The 22,835-nt window shown below is 58.6% G+C and carries 18 protein-coding genes and 1 tRNA gene; 12 read left to right on the top strand and 7 right to left on the bottom strand.

From position 1 onward, the window contains the following. The first annotated feature begins 19 nt into the window (after positions 1–19). The 9 genes from AB4Z52_RS28050 (at position 20) to AB4Z52_RS28090 (ending at position 9,280) form a co-directional block, all read left to right on the top strand. The gene (locus AB4Z52_RS28050; protein WP_442221161.1) at positions 20–2,677 is read left to right on the top strand and encodes a nitrate reductase; all 2,658 of its coding nucleotides are present in this window, start codon (positions 20–22) and stop codon (positions 2,675–2,677) included. A gap of 181 nt (positions 2,678–2,858) precedes the next feature. After that, positions 2,859–3,179 carry a hypothetical protein gene (locus AB4Z52_RS28055; RefSeq protein WP_442221162.1) on the top strand — a complete coding sequence of 107 codons (321 nt, stop codon included), beginning with the start codon at positions 2,859–2,861 and terminating at the stop codon, positions 3,177–3,179. Positions 3,180–3,404: 225 nt separating this feature from the next. Then, positions 3,405–3,662 carry a hypothetical protein gene (locus AB4Z52_RS28060; protein WP_442221163.1) on the top strand — a complete coding sequence of 86 codons (258 nt, stop codon included), beginning with the start codon at positions 3,405–3,407 and terminating at the stop codon, positions 3,660–3,662. Between the two features lie 323 nt (positions 3,663–3,985). Beyond that, on the top strand, positions 3,986–5,107 hold the full coding sequence (locus AB4Z52_RS28065; RefSeq protein ID WP_442221164.1) for a hypothetical protein: 1,122 nt from the start codon (positions 3,986–3,988) through the stop codon (positions 5,105–5,107). Between the two features lie 441 nt (positions 5,108–5,548). Continuing rightward, positions 5,549–6,034 (top strand): hypothetical protein, encoded by a 486-nt coding sequence (locus AB4Z52_RS28070; RefSeq protein WP_442221165.1) that lies wholly within the window; start codon positions 5,549–5,551, stop codon positions 6,032–6,034. A gap of 235 nt (positions 6,035–6,269) precedes the next feature. Further along, positions 6,270–6,548 (top strand): hypothetical protein, encoded by a 279-nt coding sequence (locus AB4Z52_RS28075; protein ID WP_442221166.1) that lies wholly within the window; start codon positions 6,270–6,272, stop codon positions 6,546–6,548. Positions 6,549–6,852: 304 nt separating this feature from the next. Then, a complete protein-coding gene (locus tag AB4Z52_RS28080) occupies positions 6,853–7,500 on the top strand; it encodes an SOS response-associated peptidase (protein WP_442221194.1) in 648 nt (215 codons plus the stop codon). Positions 7,501–7,823: 323 nt separating this feature from the next. Then, entirely contained in the window at positions 7,824–8,591 is a 768-nt protein-coding gene (locus tag AB4Z52_RS28085) for a hypothetical protein (RefSeq protein ID WP_442221167.1), read from the top strand. Between the two features lie 566 nt (positions 8,592–9,157). After that, positions 9,158–9,280, top strand: coding sequence for a hypothetical protein (locus AB4Z52_RS28090; RefSeq protein WP_442221168.1), 123 nt, complete (start codon positions 9,158–9,160; stop codon positions 9,278–9,280). 585 nt (positions 9,281–9,865) lie between these two features. Here AB4Z52_RS28090 and AB4Z52_RS28095 read toward each other — a convergent pair. Both AB4Z52_RS28095 and AB4Z52_RS28100 read right to left on the bottom strand, forming a co-directional pair. Continuing rightward, a tRNA-Leu gene (locus AB4Z52_RS28095) sits at positions 9,866–9,950 on the bottom strand. Between the two features lie 139 nt (positions 9,951–10,089). Further along, positions 10,090–11,388, bottom strand: coding sequence for an MFS transporter (locus AB4Z52_RS28100; RefSeq protein ID WP_442221169.1), 1,299 nt, complete (start codon positions 11,386–11,388; stop codon positions 10,090–10,092). Positions 11,389–11,687: 299 nt separating this feature from the next. On the opposite strand from AB4Z52_RS28100, the gene AB4Z52_RS28105 reads away from it, so the two are divergent. Continuing rightward, on the top strand, positions 11,688–12,275 hold the full coding sequence (locus AB4Z52_RS28105) for a TetR/AcrR family transcriptional regulator (RefSeq protein ID WP_442221170.1): 588 nt from the start codon (positions 11,688–11,690) through the stop codon (positions 12,273–12,275). Between the two features lie 24 nt (positions 12,276–12,299). Here AB4Z52_RS28105 and AB4Z52_RS28110 read toward each other — a convergent pair whose 3' ends face one another. Next, positions 12,300–13,091 (bottom strand): class I SAM-dependent methyltransferase, encoded by a 792-nt coding sequence (locus AB4Z52_RS28110; protein WP_442221171.1) that lies wholly within the window; start codon positions 13,089–13,091, stop codon positions 12,300–12,302. A 96-nt stretch (positions 13,092–13,187) separates the two neighbouring features. Beyond that, on the bottom strand, positions 13,188–14,168 hold the full coding sequence (locus AB4Z52_RS28115) for an aldo/keto reductase (RefSeq protein ID WP_442221172.1): 981 nt from the start codon (positions 14,166–14,168) through the stop codon (positions 13,188–13,190). Positions 14,169–14,409: 241 nt separating this feature from the next. Between AB4Z52_RS28115 and AB4Z52_RS28120 the strand changes: the two genes are divergently transcribed. Next, positions 14,410–16,059: an AMP-binding protein gene (locus AB4Z52_RS28120; protein ID WP_442221173.1), complete on the top strand. Its 1,650-nt coding sequence runs from the start codon at positions 14,410–14,412 to the stop codon at positions 16,057–16,059. On the opposite strand, the gene AB4Z52_RS28125 is transcribed toward AB4Z52_RS28120, so the two are convergent. The 3 genes from AB4Z52_RS28125 to secA all read right to left on the bottom strand — a co-directional run bounded on the left by AB4Z52_RS28125 (position 16,046) and on the right by secA (position 21,664). Beyond that, on the bottom strand, positions 16,046–17,317 hold the full coding sequence (locus AB4Z52_RS28125) for a GNAT family N-acetyltransferase (RefSeq protein ID WP_442221174.1): 1,272 nt from the start codon (positions 17,315–17,317) through the stop codon (positions 16,046–16,048). The genes AB4Z52_RS28120 and AB4Z52_RS28125 overlap by 14 nt on opposite strands. After that, complete coding sequence (locus tag AB4Z52_RS28130) at positions 17,314–18,708, bottom strand: lipopolysaccharide biosynthesis protein (RefSeq protein WP_442221175.1); 1,395 nt, start codon at positions 18,706–18,708, stop codon at positions 17,314–17,316. The genes AB4Z52_RS28125 and AB4Z52_RS28130 overlap by 4 nt, the downstream gene beginning before the upstream one ends. A gap of 238 nt (positions 18,709–18,946) precedes the next feature. Then, a complete protein-coding gene (gene secA, locus AB4Z52_RS28135) occupies positions 18,947–21,664 on the bottom strand; it encodes a preprotein translocase subunit SecA (protein ID WP_442221176.1) in 2,718 nt (905 codons plus the stop codon). Positions 21,665–21,908: 244 nt separating this feature from the next. Here secA and AB4Z52_RS28140 point away from each other — a divergent pair, with 244 nt between their 5' ends. Further along, positions 21,909–22,802 carry a peptidylprolyl isomerase gene (locus AB4Z52_RS28140; RefSeq protein WP_442221177.1) on the top strand — a complete coding sequence of 298 codons (894 nt, stop codon included), beginning with the start codon at positions 21,909–21,911 and terminating at the stop codon, positions 22,800–22,802. The last annotated feature ends 33 nt before the right edge of the window (positions 22,803–22,835 follow it).

Raw genomic sequence — 22,835 nt, forward strand, 5'->3', positions numbered from 1 at the left:
AGCATCAGGGGGATCAAGGGTGCCCACTGAAACCAAGACGACCTGCCCCTATTGCGGCGTCGGCTGCGGCGTCATTACCAAGGTCGCCGATGACGGCGTCGTCTCTGTCAAAGGCGACCCCGATCATCCCGCCAACTTCGGAAGACTGTGTTCCAAGGGCTCGGCTTTGGCCGAGACCATCGATCTTGACGGACGGGCGCTTCGCCCTGAGATCAATGGTCAAGCTGCAAGCTGGGATCAGGCTCTCGATCTCGTCGCCGAACGCTTTTCCACGACCATTGCCGAACATGGGCCAGATTCCGTCGCGTTCTACGTCTCCGGACAATTTCTGACCGAGGACTATTACCTCGCCAACAAGCTGATGAAAGGCTTCATCGGCTCTGCAAACATCGATACGAATTCCCGGCTTTGCATGTCGTCTTCGGTGGCGGGCCATCGCCGCGCCTTCGGTTCGGATACGGTGCCGGGCATGTATGAGGACATCGAGCTTGCGGACCTGGTGATCCTGACGGGCTCCAATCTCGCCTGGTGTCATCCGGTGATCTACCAGCGGTTGGCGGCAGCAAAAGTGCAGCGTCCGGACATGAGGATCGTCGTCATCGACCCTCGTCGGACCGCGACTTGCGACATTGCCGACCTTCATCTGGCAATTCGTCCCGATGGCGACGTCGCGCTGTTCATGGGCCTGCTTGCCCATCTCTCGGCAACTTCGGCCGTCGCGGAGAACTACATCGCGGCGCATACGACGGGATTCGGCGAGGCTTTCGTTGCCGCCTCGTCCTTAAGCTTCCCGGATGTCCTGATGCGCACCGGTCTGCCGGCCATGCAGGTCAGGGAATTCTTTCGCCTGTTCGCGGCGACGGAACGGACGGTCACTTGCTACAGCCAAGGCGTCAACCAGTCCTCAACGGGGACCGACAAGGTCAACGCCATCATCAATTGCCACCTGGCGACAGGTCGGATCGGCCGCCCGGGAATGGGTCCATTTTCCCTGACAGGGCAGCCCAACGCGATGGGTGGGCGCGAGGTCGGCGGGCTTGCCAACATGCTCGCCGCCCATATGTCGATCGAAAACCCCGACGATCGCGGCCGCGTCCAGCGCTTTTGGCAATCTCCTGGTATGGCGGAAAAGCCTGGGCTGAAAGCCGTGGACATGTTCAGGGCGGTCGGCGACGGACGCATCAAGGCATTGTGGATCATGGCGACCAATCCGGTCGTTTCCATGCCGGATGCCGATCGTGTCAAGGCGGCGATAGAGGCCTGCCCCTTCGTCGTGGTTTCAGACATCCAGCGCGAGACCGACACGACCCGCGTCGCCCATGTCCTGCTTCCCTCCCTCGGTTGGGGAGAAAAGGACGGAACGGTAACGAATTCGGAACGGCGGATCTCCCGGCAGCGGGCCTTCCTCGCCAGTCCCGGAGAGGCAAAGCCGGACTGGTGGCAGATCGCCGAAGTTGCCCGTCGCATGGGGTTTGGCAGCGCCTTTGGTCAGGACACGCCCGCCGCAATCTTTGCCGAGCACGCCGGACTTTCAGCCTTTGAGAACGAAGGCGGCCGCGATTTCGACATCGGAGCCCATGCCAATATCGACGCCGACGCCTATCAGTCACTGGAACCCTTCCAGTGGCCGCAGCCTGCAGGCGATGACAGATCCGATAAGCGTTTCTTCGCAGACGGTGGCTTCTTCCACCCCGACGGTAAGGCGCACTTCGTCGCCGTGGAGGCCCCTGCCTTGCCGGTTCCGGATGAAGCGTTTCCATTTACGCTGAATACCGGCCGGATTCGCGACCAGTGGCACACCATGACCAGGACAGGCAGGAGCGCACGCCTGTCTGCGCATATCGCCGAGCCATTCGCCGAGATCAATCCGCGAGATGCCGATGCAATCGGAGTGCGCGGCGCGGAACTTCTCGAGATAGAAAGTCCGTATGGCAAGGCCGTCGTCCGAGCACTCGTGACCGAACGCCAATCTCCCGGAGGGCTATTCGTTCCGATGCACTGGAACGGTCAATTTGCCTCCATGGCGCGCATCGATGCTGTCGTTGCTCCGGTCGTCGATCCCGTTTCAGGACAACCCGCATCGAAGAACGTGGCGGTTGCCGCGCGGCCCTTCAGCGTCAAATCGTATGGATTTGCGGTGTCGGCGCGAAGGCCCGCCAATCTTGATGCAGCCTATTGGGCGGTCGCCAAGGCGGATGGCGGATGGCGGACGGAACTTGCCTTCAGTGAACCGGGGGCGGATTGGCGGGCATGGTGTCGCCAGACATTCGAATTGCCGCTGCACTGCGAGCCCATCGGCTATGTCGATCAACGCTCCGGCCTCTTCCGGCTTGCCTATTTCGACGGCGACAGACTGCTGGCCGCGCTGTTCCTTGCAGACCAGCCGGTGGCCGTCTCCCGCAATTGGGCGATTGGGCAACTCTCCGCCTCCCATGCCGATCCCGGCACGCGCTATGCCGTCGTTGCTGGACGCCCCGGCATCGGCAAGTCCGACCCCGGCGCAACGGTCTGTTCGTGCTTCGCCGTTGGCGTGAACCAGATCGTCGCTGCCGTCCGTGGCGGCTTCCACAGTGTCGAGGCTGTCGGCAAGGAACTCAATGCCGGAACCAATTGCGGCTCCTGCCGTGCCGAGATCAGGGGGATCATCGATGGATGTCGCGTCGCCGCTGCGGAGTAGACGTCGCATACGAGGCTCCACTGCTGCGGCTCACACGCCCTGCGAAATTTTTCGCCCTCTGGGCTTTCGAGAGCGGACGAGCGGTCGCCTTCGGTGCCGTCCTTGCGGTGGCGATTACAGGACCCATGGGGATTGGGACAAACAGCAGATTGAGTGTTGGCGCCGCGGTAGGAGGAAGATAATGGTCGATGATTGGGTCGTCTGCCTGCTGCTTGGGCTTGCCATGACGTGCAGCTTCAAACGGATGCTTGCGCTTCTGCAGCCCAACACGGATGTCATGTTGCTACAAGCACCTTCGACCACCTTAGCGACGACCGCCTTTCTTTGCTCGGCATCCTTTGCTCTCCAACATGTCGGCGTAAGCCGCGGCCTCACCCTGACAGCATTCGCCATTGCGCTGTCTCTCGCCATCGACCGGTCCTTGACCGGATCAAAGGCAGGCATTTTACTCGCAGTTTCCTCCTTGACGATCTATCTGGCTCTTTCATACGTCCAACCATAGACGGCTTGAAGAGTGCTGTTACTCACGATCGTGGTCATCTTCGTGAATGCTTAGGTGGAGGCAGATAGCCTCATGACTGGCACAGCGGCTCTTCGGTCTTCGGAGCGGCGCTCGCGACCCTTGTTGTGAACGAAGGACCCGCTCGATGAACAGTCCATTCAGTCGGGGTTCAGTTAGGCGACGTATTAATGGCAACAGACAACAACCAACCCATGCGGGGTCACTATGAAGAAGATCATGATTGCTGCGGCACTGCTCGCGATCGCGGGTGCAAGCACTGAAGCCCAGGCCGTTGGCTGCATCAGCGGCGGCGCGGCTGGCGCCGTGGCCGGCCACTATGCTGGCCATCATGCCGTGCTTGGCGCTGTCGGCGGCTGTGTTGCCGGACACGAACTGCACAAGAAGCAGATCGCCGACAAAAAGCTGAAGCAACAACAGCTGCAGCAGCAGCAAGCGACGCCGGCGGTACAGCCGGCGCAATAAGTCGATGGCACGCTGACCTCGCTCTGTCGGCCGAACGTGAAGCCTATTCTTCGTTTGCCTTCGAAGCGGCGCTCGCATAGCCGAGATTGCGTTCGACCGTCTCCTGAGCGGAGACGGTCGGGTCATTCAGATCGATGCGGTTCTGCTTTGCAGTCGCGTTCGTGCGCAGATCGCTGTCGAGTGCAGGATAGTCGATTTCTACCTCCGCACCGCCACCTGCTCGTTTCGTTTTGAAGCGTTATTTTATCAATTCATTCAACGATCTTTAGTTCAACCATTGGGGGGGATGCTGCCACCGTGGTGTTGAGATCATCGATCGCTTATTGAAAGTTGCCAACGGCATCGTCGATGCGCTGGACCTTCTCGCCGAGGATGACATCGGCCTTGGCCTTCAGTTTCTCTTCGTTGGCCTTCTTGAAGTCTTCGAAGGCTTTGCAGGTGGTGTCCCATGCCGAACTGGAAAAAGCGCACGCCATCAATACCTTGTGAGTTTGGGGGACAAAACGCCTACGCTTGAAATCATTTGTCTTTTCGTTTCGATTATCCCACGCAACTCATCAGTTACGGTTCACACACAACCTGTAGGGATCGGCAAAATTTTGCCGTGGAGCCTGCCGTCAATGTCCTTCGTTCAATTGCAGCCGCAAGAGCGGCAACGACATGTCGTTGTGACGACGTTTCACGAACAGGGCTACCGCGACTATGGCAAACGATGCATCGAAAGCTTTCTTCGATACTGGCCCAAAGACGTGTCGCTCTTGGTGTACGCTGAGGATGTAGATGTCGAGGAAAGGGATAGCCGTCTTCAGATCTTCGACCAAAATGCAACCCTGCCACGTTTGCTCGAATTTCGAAAAGCATTTGGCGAGAACCCGTTGGCCCAGGGAATTCGACCATCTAGCGACAGCTTAGAGCGCAATTTCCTGTGGGATGCTGTTCGCTTTTCCAACAAGGTCTACGCCGTGACCGATGCGATCCGCAGATGCCGGACAGTTGCAGATCATCTCATATGGCTCGATGCTGATACAGTCACTCACACCGAAATTCCCCATAGCCTTCTTGAGAGAGTTGCGCCACAAGGCGACCAGCTTGCAGCTTACCTCAATCGGAAAATATACCCGGAATGCGGATGGGTGGGATACAACCTCCGTCATGAAGAAATACTGACGTTCGCCGAGCGTTTCGAGGACATTTATGCGTCCGGTTACTTCCTCACTCAAAAAGAGAGCCACGATAGCTTTCTTTTTTGGAAGATCGTCCAGCAAATGGAGCGAGACGGAGAGGCGAAATTCAAGCTTTTGGGTTCCAGCCTCACGAGGTCCCACGTTTTTCTCAACAGCATACTCGGTAAATATATGGATCACCTCAAAGGCGATAGAAAAGCAGCCGGGAAGAGTCTTAAGAGCGACCTGAGGTGGCGCCGGCGACCTGAATGGTTGAAATGATCGGGCAAGGAAGGCTTTTGCCCAACCTTGGCCCTTGATAGATGCCCAGCGGGGCCCATCCTCGGGTTCCTTTCGTCGCTATAGAATAGCTTGTCGGATCTGGATGGACATGAACCCCAGTGCAAAGCCAGCCAGTCGCATGACCGAATGGCGAGCCATCCTAGACCACCATTTTAAAGCCCTCGGCTTAAAGCCGTCGGCATTTGGGAAAGCGAAAGCTATCGGATTATCCATTTCATTCCGAAGCAGCGGGCAAAGGTTAACTGAACGTCCAGCCGCTACCGCTGGCCAACCATAACAGCTCTCAGCGCCTCCCTACCATTTCGTCGGCTTGACTCTGCTGCAAACTAGAACATAATAAGAACATCGAAGCCGCAGCAAGCGGCATTCATATTCACGCCGACGGTTTGGCTGCTGTGAACCACACAGGAGGACGGAGAGATGTTGCTTAAAAACAGCTACTTTGAGAAGGCCGGCGTCTGGCCGAGGGCAGAGCTGGACCAGGGTTATCTAACCCTGACCCGACCAATTATGAACATCGAAAGTCTTGAGCCATATCTGTTGAAGGCCGCCGAGGAATTTCCCGAAATCCTCGACTCCTGTCGCTTGAACAGCGCGATATCTGATGCGATCGCTCGCGAAGAATGTCCCCAATCGTTTGAGGCGTTTCGCAATATGGAAGTCGCGTTCGATGGCACACTCGATAGCGGCCAATCAGGAAATCAACTGGACATCGCATTCAGCAAGGAATTGGGCATCGCGCTTGTCGCCTACGTCGGTCACGGCGTTCCGTTGATTGTCAAGCGCTACGCCTGTGCATCGCCGGACGACGCCGTCGATTTGTGGCTGAAGGAAGCGGCCCAGCCCCTGATCTTTGCAGATGACGAGGAAGACGACATTGAACGAGCCACATCAAATCTGCAGTGAGGGCCAGCCGGAGATCGACGCGGCCATCGCCTGTCATGACGGTGACGCACGAGCGACGATCGCGACCCTCCTTGCCGACGGCCGCCACCTGCGCGAACAACTTGCCTTGGCATCCGGTGCTCTGAGCCGAGGCTTGGTTCGAGGATGGACGCCGGCATTCGATCGGCCCTGAGACATGCCAGAATCCCATCGAAAATGGCCTCCGCACCCCTACGTGGCAGCGCAAGAACAGACGATGTCAAAGGCAAAAGACATCGGCCAGCTCGTCAAGATCACCTGCACCTGGTGCAGAATGACCCGGCGCTATCGGGCCGGCGACATGCTGCTGGTCTGTGGCGACGTGGCGATCTTCGATATTCCCGGACGCTTCCGCTGCGAAAAATGCAAGCGCAAGGACTACATGGACGCAATCTTCGAGCTTCCGACAGCGCGGGAAATGGTCGGCATGACCATTCGCAAGCTGGTGCGGATCAAGACCATCCAACGGCCGGTCTGGGAAGACGTGATGCTTTAGGAAGACAATGAGCAGACGAAAAGGCGAGATCACCCGGCATTTCGTTGATGTCGGCTGGCCGCATCAGGTCATATTGGCCTGGGAGTACCGGCCGGTTTCGGAGCGCATGGTGATCATGGCAGACGCCACCGAATTGGGATGTTCGCCGCACAGTCGTTCGGCCCGATATTACGATGAGAGCTACCTGGTCTTTTGCTTTGCCGAGCGCGAAGCTGCGCTGCAGTTTCGCCAGCGGTACAAGGGTGAGATCATCGATCCATCCGAGCTGTCAAAGCTCGGCCACTGGACGCCTTCGGAGGATGGAATCTGCAATCTCTACCGGATGACATCGAACCAGGAAGCCATCAGGCAAATCACTGACGCCATGATCGACAGCATCGGCAACATGGAACCAACCGTCGAGGTCTATCCCGACCGCTCCGGCCCGGTAGTCCGCAACAGGCCGAAGGGGCGCGAGCTGGCAGCACTGACCTGGGGCATGCCGTCACCGCCATTTCTCACCAATGGAAAGCCTGATAGCGGCGTGACCAACATCCGCAACATCGGCTCGCCGCATTGGCGGCGCTGGCTAGGCCCCGATAGTCGCTGCCTTGTTCCTTGGACTGAGTTCTGTGAGTGGGAAGACACCAAGCCGAAGAAGACCAAGCGCTGGTTTGCCCTCGATAAGGACAAGCCCCTTGCCTTCTTTGCCGGTGTCTGGACGACTTGGCATGGCGTGCGCGGCTCGGTAAAGACACCACGTGCCGGTCAGCATCACCTTTATGCCTTTCTGACATGTGAGCCGAATTCAGTCGTCGCGCCGATCCACCCGAAGGCAATGCCGGTGATCTTGACCACATCCGAAGAGATCGAAATCTGGCTGACGGCACCATGGGAAGAAGCGAAGGCGTTGCAGCGACCGCTGCCTGACGATGGGCTCGTTTTGTTACCGCTCGAAAGTCAGTCAGCATAACAGAAGACACCACGAAGCGGCGGCATATGGCTCGATGGCTCACGATTGCCATGGCGGTAAATGGGGACCTGTTATTGCAAGCCCTCAAGGGAGAGGCTGGCAACGCTCCGGGCACGGGTCCGCCAGCCTCCGCAGAGCATAACCCTGCGTACCCGGCGATGGTGGGCAACCGGATACAACCCGAAGCAGATCACACAGATATGAGATCGGGCTGAGGCGATATCCCATCAGGTTGCGCCAAGTCCCTTTGAACATTTGACAGCATCATTTTTCTGACGATACCTTCAATTCAGGGGCGAGTGTTCGTGCAGTGGGGGGTTGCTGTGTTTCTAGAGACGTTTTCCTTTGTAAAGCGTAATCCATTCATGTTCATGTCCATGGTTGCACTGGGTTGGGCGATAGTGGCTTACAACGAATTCAGCGGCGGGAAAGCCAAGTCTGCCGCATTCTTTGCCACGTTTTACCTCGCGTATTACGTTCAGAATGAAATTCTCAATGGCCTCGCCCCCGGTTCTGGGCGCAGCCGAGGAAAGATGCCCGGTCTCCGCGGCTTCATCTGGAAAAATCTTCTTCTAATGCTAGCGGCGATGGCGATCGGTGTTGGCATCCCGCTTGCCTGGGGCGCCCACTCATTTTCGAAAGGCTGGTTTGTATTCCTCTGTGCGGTACTAATGTCCGTTTCATATGCGTTGATACTTGCCCTTGTCGGAACTTGGCCGATCGCCGGAATTGCCGGCTCGACTACAGGCTTGGTGGACGCCTTTGGCAGAGGTCGACGGAAACTATTGCCGACTTTTTTCCGACTGATCGCAGCGCTAGTGTTGCCCTACTTCACAATATTTGTCCTGGTAGCTGCGGCTTCATTGACGACGTACAACGTTGACGACCTCTTTCAGGACGGCAACCTCAACATCCTCAACGCGTTGTTCGTCTTGGTCTCTGAATGCCTGGAAACGTTTGGAATTTGCTACATGTCGATAATTTTAGCCCGCAAACTACAGACTTCGGACGCTGCCCGATACCGCGAGTGGAAGGAAGTGCGAGAGGATGGTGCATCAGGGGCGAGCGACGTGTCCACCATCTTCAACTAATACCCGTGAGCGCTGAGATCTCGTGGCCCAGCCTGGGCTACAGATCTCCATACCCGCTCGGATCAATGCGACGAGCCCTGGTCGGCCGCAGGACGAATGCAAAAAAGGCCCGCCACCATGGATGGTGACGGGCCAGGCAATGGGGGATACTATTTCAATCCACGTCTGCATTAATATTAGGCGCCTTGAATATAAATTAGTCAAGCGCCAAAGTTGTGCTTCGAGATCCGCACGAGTATCGTACTTCGATTGCGCTGGCGTCGGCCCTCAGATCTCCCGATCGTAGCGAAAGTAGCTGCTCTTGTGCATGATCGTCGGACCAGTTGCGCCACGCAGTGCGGCCTATCCAGCCCGAACGTCGCGCCAAATTGATTAAGCGATACGACGACGGACTTCATATTGCTTTCACCTGCCCCTTCGTAGGGCGCGAATGTGTTGAGCGGTGACAATGTCGCCCATGGAAATCGCCCGATTGATTTTATGTGTGAAACATCGTCAGCCCCTTGGAACGGCGACGCCTAACGCTAGGTTCGGCGCTGCGATGGGAAGCATGACGGGGGTAAGGCGTGAATTACGATTGGAGTGGTGCGCGAGCGCGCCGTATCAAGTTGCTCAAGGCCAGCATCTCGCTGCTGATTGTTCTGGCCGCAATCAGCTATCCGGCAATGGTCCTTTTTCGCGCCATCTAGCCGGTTCGCCTCGGCTCTACGGAAATTGGTGATTTTGGTGGTAGCCCTTAGGGCTATTGAAGTCCGAAAAATCCGGAATTATCTTTTTCTCCTGTCGTTCCACTTGGAGGATGAAACGATGAGAGAACAGAGGATAAAACCAACCGACGAACCCCTGACATCCCGAGATCTTGGCGTCTGCCAATCGGTCCACAACACCGTATGCGACGAGCAGAAATGTGCCCCCGGCTCGGAGGAAGCCAACAGGGTTGCCGCCATAACCATCCATCTCTATCGCCAAGGCGTCAGAGACGAACAAAAGCTTCTAGAATTGGTAAGGGCCGCGCGTGGCATCCAATTTGAACTCGAGGATGCCAAGCGCGAAAGGAGATCGCCGACCTAACGGTAGTCAACGTCTAGGCTGCAAGCGTATGTGGGCGAGACCGACATCCTCTTTGGAAAACCTGTCCGTCGTGATTGAGGGGCCATGCATAAGCTCATGCCAGAACAAAAGTAGCTCGTATTTGTCCCGCACATTCGACAGTTCTAAAATGTGGGGCAAAAAGGCCGATTTTCATCAACAAAAACAGCCGCAACGTTGGTAGGTGGTGCCCCATGCCGGAGTCGAACCAGCACTTCTTTCGAAACTCGATTTTGAGTCGAGCGCGTCTACCAATTCCGCCAATGGGGCAACGGATACCGACGAGCCGGGTCTCTAGCATGCGACCGGGCGCCCGCGCAAGGCGGGCCGGCGACTTATTACGTGCGTTTTCGGATAGTTGAGGCCGAGCCCGCGGTCTTGTCGACCACGGGCGATTTGATGGTTGCAGCTAGTGGGCGACAGCCGGGCCCTTGTTGGTCAGGCCGGATTTCTTGAGTGTGATCGCAAGGATCGAGGCGAGCATGCAAAAGGCGCCGGCGACGAAGAAGGCGGGCAGATAACTCTGCAGTTCGGTGCGCGATAGGCCTGCTCCAAATGCCGCCGTTGCAGCGCCCAACTGATGGCCGGCGAAGATCCAGCCGAAGACGAGGCCTGCCTTCTCCGGGCCGAAGCGATCGGCGGCAATCTTCACGGTCGGGGGCACAGTGGCGATCCAGTCTAGGCCGTAGAAGACCGCAAAGATCGACAGGCCGTAGAAGGAGAAGTGGCTGAAGGGCAGGAACAGCAGCGACAGACCGCGAAGCCCGTAATACCAGAACAGCAGCCAGCGATTGTCGAAGCGGTCGGAAAGCCAGCCGGACCCGATCGTGCCGAAGAAGTCGAAAATGCCCATGACGGCGAGCACGCTGGCGGCAGCGACCGGCACAATGCCGTAGTCGCCACAGAGCGTGACGAAATGGGTCTGGATCAACCCGTTGGTGCTGAGCCCGCAGATGAAGAAGGTGGCAAATAGGATCCAGAAGGTCGAGGTCTTGGAGATTTCCTTAAGCGTTATCAGCGGCGAGGTCAGAAGCGTCAGCAGGCCGACGCCGGCCTGTGGCGCCGGCGTGATCGTCGTTTCGCCATAGATCGGCAGATTGACGTCGGCCGGGCGGTCACGCATTAGGCAAAGGACGATGAGCGCTGCGAGCATCAGCAGACCGCAGACAAAGATAATGGTTGCGCGCCAGCCATAGCGTGTGGTCAGTTCTGCCATCAATGGCAGGAAGACAAGCTGGCCGGTGGCCGAACTGGCCGAGAGCATACCGATGACGAGGCCGCGCTGCTTGTTGAACCAGCGCGTCGAAACGGTGGCAGCAAGCACCATCGCGGTCAAGCCGGTGCCAAAGCCGACAACGACGCCCCAAAGCAGCAGCAATTGCCAAAGCTGCGTCATGAACAGGGAGCCGATGAAGCCGAGGCCGATGGTGGTCAGCGCAAAGAAGATGACGGGGCGCAGGCCAAAGCGGTTCATGAAGGCTGCGGCAAAGGGACCCATCAGGCCGAACAGCACCAGGCGGATGGCAAGCGCCGACGAAATCGACGATGTGCTCCAGCCGAATTCATCCTCGAGCGGCTTGATGAGGACGCCAGGAGCGCCCATGGCGCCGGCGGTGACCAGCATGGTGAGGAAAGTCGCGGCGACGACGACCCATCCATAATGGATGTTGCGCCGGGCAAGGGTCGAGGCGAGGGCGGTGGAGACCATGGGGCGTGTTCCAGTGAGGGTTGAGATCAGCGGACTGGGTGGGTCAGGCGGTCGACAGAGGCGAATTTTCCACCGGCTAGGCTATTCTTGAGCGAAGATTTCGTCAGCATATCATGGGTCAAGCCGAGCGGAACAGCACTGGCTATCTTCAGACGGTTAAGACAGACATGTCGCTCGGGTCGCTTCAATCGCATAGCGCTTTTCCGTCGATGGAGAATTTAGATGATGGTCATCATATTTGTTGCTTATTGATGATGGCTGTCATATAAATTGTCAAGCGTCAATTCGGAGAAATCTTGATGAGGGTGAGCCGCGAGAAATTCGCTGAAAACCGCGAGAGGATATTGCAGGTCGCGGGCGAGCTTTTTCGCGCAAAGGGCTTTGACGGCATCGGCGTTGCCGAGATCATGAAGGCGGCAGGTCTCACCCATGGCGGCTTTTACGGTCATTTCTCTTCAAAGGACGATCTTGCCCGCGAGGCGAGCAAGGCGCTGGTGGCAAAGACCAAGGAGCGCTGGCAGGCGGTCATCGACAATGCGCCGGAAGAGCCGCTGGATGCCCTACTTCGGCACTACCTCTCGCGCCGCAATCTTGAAAGCAGCGATTGCGTCTTTGCGTCGCTCACGCAGGAAGTCAGCCGCCATGGCCCCGCCATGCAATCCACCTTCACCGGCGGGCTGATGGATCTGGCAACGATCCTTGAACAGGTAACGCCAGGAGATACGCCGGAAGAACGCCGACGCAAGGCGCTTGCCAGCCTGTCGTCGATGATGGGCGCCGTCATTCTGGCCCGAGCGATGGACAATCCTCATCTGGCGGACGAATTGCTTGCAGCCACGCAGGCGGAGCTTTCCCCAGATTCGGATGACGCCGCCGGCAAGGCTTAAATCATTGTTTTCGTGAATTGATTGCTATCGCCGGAAAGCCAGAAGCCCACTTGCCTCGACGATTTCCGCAAAGCGGCCGTCGGGTGCTGCCTCACTCAGTTCGCGGCGCAAAGCTGCTTCGAATTCATCTACCTTGTCACCGAGCGCCTGTTTCGAGGTCACCGACATCGAGAAGGCGCGGCCGATGATGTCGTCGATTTCAAGCGTGCGTTCGAAGACGATGCCGATGCGTTCCAGTTTGGAAAATGGCGAACGCAGAAGAACGATCTCGTGCGGTTCCCACTCCTTGCTCTTGCGTTTCCGGCGATCAGCGCTGCGCTCCGGCGAAAAGGTTTCGCCAAGTCGTTCGACGATGCCACGCCAGTCCGGCGTCGTCGAAATGTGGCGATCGTGGAACAGTGCTACCGCGCCTCCAGGCTCCACCAGGCCATCGAGTGCCGCAAGCGTTGCCGGACGGTCCATCCAATGAAACGAGCGGCCCATCGCGACGAGATGAATTTTCCCGATATCCGGGCCGAGATCATAGGAGGAGCCGTGGCGAAGGCGGAGGACGATGCCGGCGTCGCGGGCGCCAGCTCCTGCAGCCGCAAGCATTTCGGGTTCGGGATCCATGGCGGTCACTTCGGCGCCCAGCTTTGCAAAGGCGATGCCGAGCTGGCCCGGTCCGCAGCCGAGATCGAGGACGTGGTCGCCGGGCCGCATGCCGGAACGTTCCGCCACCCGGGCGACAAGTTCAGAAGGGTAGGGAACCCGGAAGCGGAGATAGAAAGCCGCAGTCGACTGAAACCGGCGAGCCTCGAAGGGGACAGTCATCATCGGCGCATCCTCGAATGCTTTGATCAGTGTTACCGTCGGCTCATGACCGGCGCGTGAAAATCGACGCTTGCCCGCTCAGCCTCGAGCAGAATGTGCTTACTTGAAGCCGGCCACCGTGCGCGGCACGTAGGGTTCCTCCAGCGTTGTGATTTCCTCCGGCTTCAGTTTGACCGAAAGGGCGGCTACCGCGTCCGTCAGATGATGCGGCTTCGAGGCGCCGATGATCGGCGCCGTGACGGCGCTCTTTTGCAGTATCCACGCGGTGGCGATCTGGGCGCGTGGAACGCCATGGACAGCCGCCAGCGCACCAACGGCATCGATGATCTTGTGATCTGAATCGATCGCCTGAGTATAGAGCGTCTTGCCGAACTGGTCCGTCTCCTGGCGCGAGGTGCTTTCGTTCCAGTCGCGGGTCAGGCGACCGCGCGCCAGCGGGCTCCAGGGGATGACGGCGATCTTCTGGTCCTCGCAGAAGGGAAGCATTTCACGTTCCTCTTCGCGGTAGAGCAGGTTGACATGGTTCTGCATGCTGGCGAACTGCGTCCACCCGTTGAGGCGGGAAATGTAAACAGCCTTGGCAAACTGCCAGGCATACATCGAGGACGCGCCGATATAGCGCGCCTTGCCCGCCTTGACGACGTCGTGCAATGCCTCGAGCGTTTCCTCGATCGGCGTCGTGTGATCATATCTGTGTATCTGGTAGAGATCGACATAATCGGTGCCGAGCCTTCTCAGGCTATTGTCGATCTCGTCGAAGATCGCCTTGCGCGACAGGCCGGCGCCGTTCGGGCCGGGGCGCATGCGATTGAAGACCTTCGTTGCCAGAACGATGTCCTCACGGCGGGCGAAATCCTTGATAGCGCGACCGATGATCTCCTCCGAGGAGCCGTCCGAATAGGTGTTTGCGGTATCGAGAAAGTTGATCCCGAGCTCGATAGCCTGCCTGATCAGCGGGCGGCTTGCTTGCTCGTCCAGCGTCCAGGCGTGATTGCCGCGATCAGCAGTGCCATAGGTCATGCAGCCGAGGCAGATGCGCGACACTTCGAGACCGGTCGAGCCGAATTTTACGTATTCCATCGAGATTCTCCGTCCTGTTGTCGAACCGATGCGATGCGCGCCACCGCCGGGGGAAGGTAGGGCCTGCCATCGTATCGTAAAGCTAGATCAGTTCTGCCTCGACGATTAGCTCAATAATTCGTGATAGGCTTTGAAGAGGAACTAACAATTTGAGCCGTGGATGGAGGCTGATGGGCAAAAACATTTTGCGTTATTGCTCACAGAGTATTAGCTGCAGTGCAGCATCGAACGGACTGTCAGCATGAAACTTTCCCTTAGCGAGGACTATAACGCGCTTTATCGTGATTTCTCCTGGCAGATGCCGCAATGGTTCAACATCGGGCATTCGGTCAGCGACGCCTGGGCGGAGCGGGAGCCGGAGCGGATATGCCTTGAGCATTTCAGTCCGCAAGGCAATCATGCCAGTTTGACCTATGGCGAACTTGCGAGACATTCGGCAGCCTTCGCCAATGCGCTAACCACCCTTGGCGTCAAATCCGGTGACCGCGTCGCGCTGCTCCTACCGCAATGTTTCGAGACGGTCGTCGCCCATGTGGCAATCTACAAGATGGGCGCGATCGCCCTGCCGTTGGCGCTGCTGTTCGGGATCGAGGCGTTGGAATATCGGTTGAAGGTGGCCGGTGCCGCCGCCATCGTCACCAATGCCTTCGGTCTCGAACGGCTGCGACCCATCCGCGATAGTTTGCCAGATCTTGTTCATGTGATCAGCATCGACGGCGCTGAGGCTGGTGTCGAGGATTTCGCAGCGCTCGTTGCAGCCCAGTCTGCCGTGTTTCCAGTCGTAAGGACAGGCCCCGATGACCCGGCGCTGATGATCTTCACCTCCGGAACCACCGGTCCGCCCAAGGGCGCACTGCATGGTCACCGTGTGCTGCTGGGCCATATTCCCGGCATGCAGTTTGCCCATGAGCGCTTTCCGCAACCTGGCGACAGGGTCTGGACGCCGTCCGATTGGGCCTGGGCGGGCGGGCTGCTCAATGCGTTGCTACCAAGCCTTTTTCTTGGCGTCCCCGTCGTGTCGTCGCCGGCACAAAAGTTCGATGGGCACATGGCATACCGCATCATGTCCGAGATGAAGGTGCGCAACGCCTTCATTCCGCCGACGGCACTCAGATTGCTGAAGTCGGTCGACAACTCGCAGGCGCGATATGACCTCCAATTGCGCACCATCGGCTCGGCCGGCGAAATGCTCGGCCGCGAGACATTCGAATGGACCCGCGCGACGCTTGGGGTCACTGTCAATGAATTCTACGGCCAGACGGAATGCAATTTCGTGCTTTCCTCCAGCGCCGCTTTCGGCGTCAGTCGCGCTGGGGCGACGGGAAAGCCGGTTCCCGGGCACCGTGTTGCCATCGTCGCTGAGACAGGCCGCGAATTGGCGGCCGGCGAGACAGGCCAGATCGCAATTCGACGTCCGGACCCGGTGATGTTTCTCGGTTATTGGCAGGATATAGAGGCGACCGCCGCCAAATTTGTCGACGACTGGCTTCTGACCGGCGACCTTGGCTGGCAGGATGCCGATGGATATGTCACCTTCGTCGGCCGCGACGACGATGTCATCACCTCTTCCGGCTATCGCATCGGGCCGAGTGAAATCGAAGACTGCCTGATCGGCCATCCCGCGGTGCAACTCGCCGCCGCCGTTGGCAAGCCCGATCCCGTGCGCACCGAGATCGTCAAGGCCTATGTGGTGCTCGTTCCCGGCCGGGAGCCGAGCGAAGCGCTTGCCGCGGAGATCCGCGACTGGGTCAAGACGCGGCTTTCAATGCACGAATATCCGCGCGAGATCGAATTTGTCGAGGGCTTGCCTTTGACGACGTCGGGAAAGGTCATCCGCCGCCTGCTGCGGGATCGGGCCGCTGCGGAGGTCTCACCGACTAGCGGCCGGTAAGCGACAGTATTTTTTCGCGCAGCCTCTTTGCGACATTCCGGGTGTTTCGGTACATATGCAGCTGGGTGGCGGCCTGGCGGACATCGCGGTCGCTGTTCTGCGTCAGCCCGATGATCAACGTCCCCATGTCCTCGCGCTCCTTCCAGAAGCGGCTCATGATCGGATGGTCGGGAACGGCGCAGGAATCGGAGCGCACGATGTTGGCATCATCGAGATGCCATTGGGTCAACTCGCCGAGCAACAGCTTGCCGGGCGAACAGCGGGAATAATCCTCGTCGAAGGTGGTCTTCCAGGTATAAGCCTCGCCACCCATCATCAGAACGATCATCGAGGCCATTGCCTTGCCGTTGAGATCGAGGGTGTGGATGCGGACGGCGTCGACGGCGGAAAGGTTGGAGATCGCCTCCCGCGCGAAAGCCGCGTGGTGCCGATCAAGCAGCAGGGCGGAGCGCTTCTTGCCTTTCCAGCCGCTCGATTCCAGCGAAAGGAACTCTTCCATCCGGCGATGGATATCGGCAGGCTGTCGGGCGACGTTGTAGGTCACCTCGCCCTGCTCGTCCAAAAGCCGGCGCTGGCGGCGCATTTCTCGAAGATGCGATGGTGCTACGGCGTTTTGGAGATAAACCGGCGCATCCTCGGTGCTCTGCAACATCGGGCGCTGATAGGGATTGGCGACGGTCACAGGCAGGTTGCGGCCGATGGCGACGACCTTGGCCATCTGCACGAAGCGGCCATTCAGCCTGACGTCGGGCAGCACCAGCGTCGTCGGCAGTCGAGCGTCCGCCTTGGCCAGGGCCTCCAGGAGGTTGTCGAGCGTTTCGGCCGCATCTTCGACGTCGACGAGCGGTGTGCCGAGTGGGCCGAAGGTGTTCGACCAGACACGGATGATCGAGGGGCCGACGGCAAAGCCAGGCTTTTCGATCGAGAGCGGCATCAGCAACCGCATCCGGCTGCGCTTGTCCTTGTTGTCGCGGATGAGCGCAAGTCGTATCTGGCGTTCGTCCAGCCGCGGCATGGCCGGAGCCAGCATGCCGCCGGAGAAGAAGACGTTCGGCTCCATGGCGCGATTGGAGAGAAAATCGAGCTCCTCCTGCAACTCGTAGCCGAGCCTTGAGGGATAGAGGCACAGCTCGCGGCCAGGGCGTCCGACTTCGATGCGGGTTTCGGCTCGCGGGGTTTCGAAATGCAACGCTGCAAGCTCGTGCATCATCGGGTTTGATTTGCTGTTGGTACTTTCGCTGAACGGAGGGCGCGTCATTGCTTGCGAGCCTCAGTGGTCGTGGCGATGAGCGATGGACGAGCGAAGACGAACAGGACGATCCCAAGCGTCCGTCGCACCGCAAGGTGCAGCAGCAGCGCTTCCAAGGCCATGGCGCCGGCGGTGGCGATTGCCGCTCCCTCGATATCGAAATACGGAATGAGCGTCACGTTGAGACCGATACCCGTTGCAAGCGTCACGGCATAAAGGCAGGCACAGAGCTTTTGATGCCCCGACATCATCAGAAGCATTTCCCCCGGACCGACCACCGCCTTGGTGAGAATGCCGCCCAAGAGTATGGCCATGACGATGTGGCCCGCAGCGAAGGCTGCGCCAAAGAGAGAGAGCAGAAACTGACCGGCGGCGAGAACGGCAAGGCCGACGGCCAAGGCCGGCCAGAACGTCCAACGGGCGGCCTCGGCTGCAAAGGCGGCAAGTTTTGTCCGGTCACCTTCGGCGATGATGGTTGAAAAGCGTGGACCCGCCGCAGCCTTTACCGAGAAATAGACGAAATGCACGAGTGCCATGGTCTTGGCGGCTGCAAAGTAGATGGCAACCTTCTCCGGCGGCAAACAGATGCCGACCACGATCACATCGGAGTTTGTCAGAAGGTATCCGACGCCTTCGATCAGGAAAATCGGGAAGGCAACCGCGAACCAGGTCGAGAACGCGATCGTGCGCGGACCGGTCGCATAATGGGTGCGCATGCGTGCGGTGACGGCGAGATATTGTGCAGCGGTGGTCACAAACGTCGCGGCGAGTGCTGCGCCAATCGCCGTAATTGCGGTATGGGGTGCTCCGGCAGTGACGGCCGCCAGCATGAATGCGAGGATCAACGTCGGGCGGATGAGAAAGGTCGGGCTCAATGCCATGACCGGCCAGTGGTTGGCGCGCGCCGTGCCATCGAGCACGTCACCCAGAGCAATCAGGGGCATGAGGAAAAGGCCGATGAAGATCGGCACCACATAGAAGTTTTCGATGATGCCGCCAAAGAAATAGAGTGCGGCGAACCCGACAATCGCAAGGCCTCCGGCGGAAGCCAGCGCAAAGCGCCGGGCAGTACTCGTCAGGCCGCGAACCAGATCGTTGACGCCTGCCGCGCGGTATTCCGGCAGGAAGCGGATGACCGCGGTATGAAAGCCGAGACAGGACAAATTGCCGAAAAGCACCATCAGAACCCAGACGAAAACGAAGATGCCGTACTCGAACCCACCCATCATGCGCGCAAGGATCACCTGCGAGAGGAAGGCAAGAGCTGCACTGCCTATGCGGATGGCAAAGGCAACCAGCGCCATCCTCTGCGCCAGCGCCTGCTCATCGCGTGTAGAAAGCAAACTATACAACTTATTGACGAACGACAACAGCGATGCACGCAGCCCAGTAGGCAGCATTCTTTCCGCTGTTTCGATGACCGCTGTAATCAACGCGCAATACTCTAGATGCAGTCCTGGCCTCAGCCAAGTCTTGGCAGGTCAGGGTTAAGAAACGGTTGTTCGACCGGCTTTTTATGCGGCGTCGCTAAATTTGCTGGAGATAATTCATATCAAAATATTCTGCCTGCAGCGCCAAGGCGTTGGGGCAATAAAAATGCCGCCAGAAGGCGGCATTTCCAATCGAGACGGGCGATATTCAAACGATCTCTGGTTCGAAGGCGCCGTGGCAATGCTTGTATTTCTTGCCGGAGCCACAAGGGCATGCCTCGTTGCGCCCGACGCGGCCCCAGGTCTCGGGTCTGTCGGGGTCGCGGCTTTCCGGCGCGACGGCAACATCGGTTGCAGGCATGATGCGAGCAAAGTCATCCTCGCCGGTCGAGGCGTCGAGGTGGTGCCCGAACATGGCGGGCGGCTCGGGCTGCTGCGGCTGCTGGACGAGTTCGACGCGTGACAGCTGTGCCGTGACCGCCTGGCGCAGATTGTTGAGAAGGGCTTGGAAAAGCTCGAAGGCTTCGGCCTTGTATTCCTGCAGCGGATCGCGCTGTGCGTAGCCGCGGAAGCCGATGACGGAACGCAAGTGGTCGAGATTGACGATGTGCTCGCGCCAAAGACCGTCCAGCGTCTGGAGGATTACCGAGCGCTCGACATAGTGCATGATCTCGGGACCGAAACGTTCGGCCTTCTCCCCAGCTGCCTTGTCGGCAACTTCGGTGATACGGGCGCGGATGTCGTCTTCGGCGATGCCTTCTTCCTTGACCCAGTCTTCAACAGGAAGATCGAGATCGAAGAAGTTGGCGATATCGGCCTTGAGGCCGCTTGCATCCCATTTCTCGGCATAGGCACGCTCGGGAATGTACTTGACAACGATATCGTCGATGACGTCGTGGCGCATATCGGCGATGGTCTCGGAGATGTTCTGCGCTTCCATGAGTTCGACGCGCTGCTCGAAAATAACCTTTCGCTGGTCATTGAGGACGTCGTCGTACTTCAGGAGGTTCTTGCGGATGTCGAAGTTGCGGGCTTCGACCTTTTTCTGCGCGCGCTCGAGCGCCTTGTTGATCCAGGGATGGACGATGGCCTCGCCTTCCTTGAGACCCAGCTTCTGCAGCATGCCGTCCATGCGGTCGGAGCCGAAGATGCGCATCAGATCGTCCTGGAGCGACAGGTAGAACTTGGAGCGGCCCGGGTCGCCCTGGCGGCCTGAGCGACCGCGCAGCTGGTTGTCGATACGGCGACTTTCGTGGCGCTCCGTCGCAATGACGTAAAGGCCGCCGGCGTCGATCGCCTTCTGCTTTAGAACCTTGATTTCCTCGGCGATTGCCTGGATCTTCGCGTCCCGTTCAGGACCTGGCTCGACTTCGCCGAGTTCGCGTTCGACGCGCATTTCAAGATTGCCGCCGAGCTGGATGTCGGTACCGCGGCCGGCCATGTTGGTCGCGATCGTCACGCCGCCCGGCACGCCGGCCTGTGCAACGATATAGGCTTCCTGCTCATGGTAGCGGGCGTTGAGGATCTGGAAGTCGGTGAAGCCTTCCTTGCGCATGCGTTCGGCAAGCAGCTCGGACTTCTCGATCGACGTCGTGCCGACGAGAACCGGCTGGCCGCGCTTGTGTGCGTCGAGAATGTCGGCGACGATCGCCTTGAACTTCTCCTCGAAGCTCCGGTAGACCTCGTCATCCTCGTCGATGCGCTTGATCGGCAGGTTGGTCGGGACTTCGATGACGTCAAGGCCATAGATGTTGCCGAATTCTTCGGCTTCCGTCGACGCCGTACCGGTCATGCCGGCGAGCTTGTCGTACATGCGGAAATAATTTTGGAAAGTGATCTGCGCCAGCGTCTGGTTTTCCGGCTGGATCTTCACTCTTTCCTTGGCTTCGAGTGCCTGGTGCTGCCCGTCCGAATAACGCCGGCCCGGCATCATGCGGCCGGTGAACTCGTCGATGATCACCACTTCGTCGTTGCGGACGATATAGTCCTTGTCGCGCTGGAACAGCTTGTGGGCCTTCAGCGCATTGTTGATGTGGTGGACGATCGCGACGTTCTCGATGTCATAAAGAGCATTGCCCTTGAGCAGCCCGGCGTCGCGAAGGATTGTTTCGAGCTTCTCAGTGCCGGCTTCCGAGAAGTTGGCCGAGCGCTGTTTTTCGTCGATCTCGTAATCTTCGGCCGTCAGCAACGGAATAAAGGCGTCGATGGTAGTGTAAAGGTCGGAACGGTCGTCGAGCGGACCGGAAATGATCAGCGGCGTGCGGGCTTCGTCGACAAGGATCGAGTCCACTTCGTCGACGATTGCAAAGTAATGTCCGCGCTGCACCATCTGCGCTCGGTCATACTTCATATTGTCGCGGAGATAGTCGAAACCAAGCTCGTTGTTGGTAGCGTAGGTGATGTCGCAGGCATAGGCTGCCTGGCGTTCCTCGTCGGAAAGACCGTGGACGATCACGCCGGTGGTCAAGCCCAGGAAGCCGTAGATGCGTGCCATCGTCGCCGAGTCGCGCTGTGCCAGGTAGTCGTTGACGGTAACGACGTGAACGCCCTTGCCGGCAAGCGCGTTCAGATAGACCGGCAGCGTTGCGACCAGCGTCTTGCCTTCGCCAGTCTTCATTTCGGCGATGGCGTCCGAATGCAGGATCATGCCGCCGACCAGCTGAACGTCAAAAGGTCGCATGCCCAAAACGCGGCGCGACGCCTCGCGTACAACGGCAAAGGCTGGAACCAGAAGATCGTCGAGCGTCTTTCCGGCGGCAAGCTGCTCGCGGAACTCAACCGTCTTTGCGGCCAGCTGCTCGTCGGTGAGGGCGCGCATGCCTTCTTCGAGCGGGTTGATCGCGGCGACGTTGGGCTGAAACGCCCGGACACGCCGCTCGTTGGCCGAGCCAAACAACTTTCGGGCTATTCCACCAAAGCTGACCATATGACTGGTCCTTTCTGAATTTACATCCCGACGTTTCTACAATGGCCGTCCCGAAAAAATCAGCCGATTGCCTTGAAACGCCCGGAAACTGATCTGGACGCGAGGTTGCGTGACAGATAAGAGGGGGGTCGATTGATGTCAACGGGAATGGCGGATACACAAAGGCCACATTCTTATGAGGAACACATTTTTCCGGCCGGTTTTAGGCGTATTGATGCCGGCGAGAACACCAAAGGGTTTATTCATGTCGAGCTACCACAAACTTGCAGCGGTTGCCTTCGCAACCTTTGTCGCCTTCCAGGCCCCGGCTTTTTCTGCCGATCAGAAGGACGCCGTTGTCGCCAAGGTCGGCGATCTGGAAATTCACCAGTCCGAACTTGATCTGGCTGTTTCCAACCTTGATCCTCAGCTTGCCCAGCTGCCTGACGACCAGAAGAAGGTCGCAGCCCTGTCAGCCGCCATCGACGTCAAGCTGCTTGCCAAGAACGCGCTTGCCGAGAAGCTCAACGAGACGTCCGATTTCAAGACCCGCATGGGCTATCTTCAAGACCGCGAGCTGCATAATGCCTATTTCAAGAAGCATGTCGTCGACGTGGTCACGCCTGAAGAAGTGAAGGCACGCTACGAGAAGGAAGTTGCAGCGCTTCCCAAGCAGGAAGAAATTCATGCGCGCCATATCCTTGTAAAGACCGAGGACGAAGCCAAGGAAGTCATCAAGGAACTCGACGCCGGCAAGGATTTCGCAGAACTCGCCAAGGAAAAGTCGACCGATCCGAACAAATCCGATGGCGGCGATCTCGGCTATTTTGCCCGGGGCCGCATGGTCAAGGAATTCGAAGATGCCGCTTTCACCATGCCGGTCGGCACCTACTCGAAGACGCCTGTGAAGACCGATTTCGGCTATCACGTCATCAAGGTCGAGGACAAGCGCGACGCTCCGCCACCGCCGCTCGACCAGGTTCAGGACCAGGTTCGTCAATTGGTCATGCGCGACAAGTATCTTGAGCTTCTGGCCACTGCGAAGCAGGCTGCCAAGGTCGAGATTTCCGACGAGGCGCTGCGCAAGGGCTATGAAGACGCCAACAAGCAGCAGCAGCCGGGGGCGCAGCCCGATCCAGCCGCGCAGCCGCAGAAGTAAGACAATCCATCAGGGCCCGGTTTTTCCGGGCCC

This window comes from Rhizobium sp. 2YAF20 (genome assembly GCF_052114685.1).
In the GTDB taxonomy this organism is placed as follows: domain Bacteria; phylum Pseudomonadota; class Alphaproteobacteria; order Rhizobiales; family Rhizobiaceae; genus Rhizobium.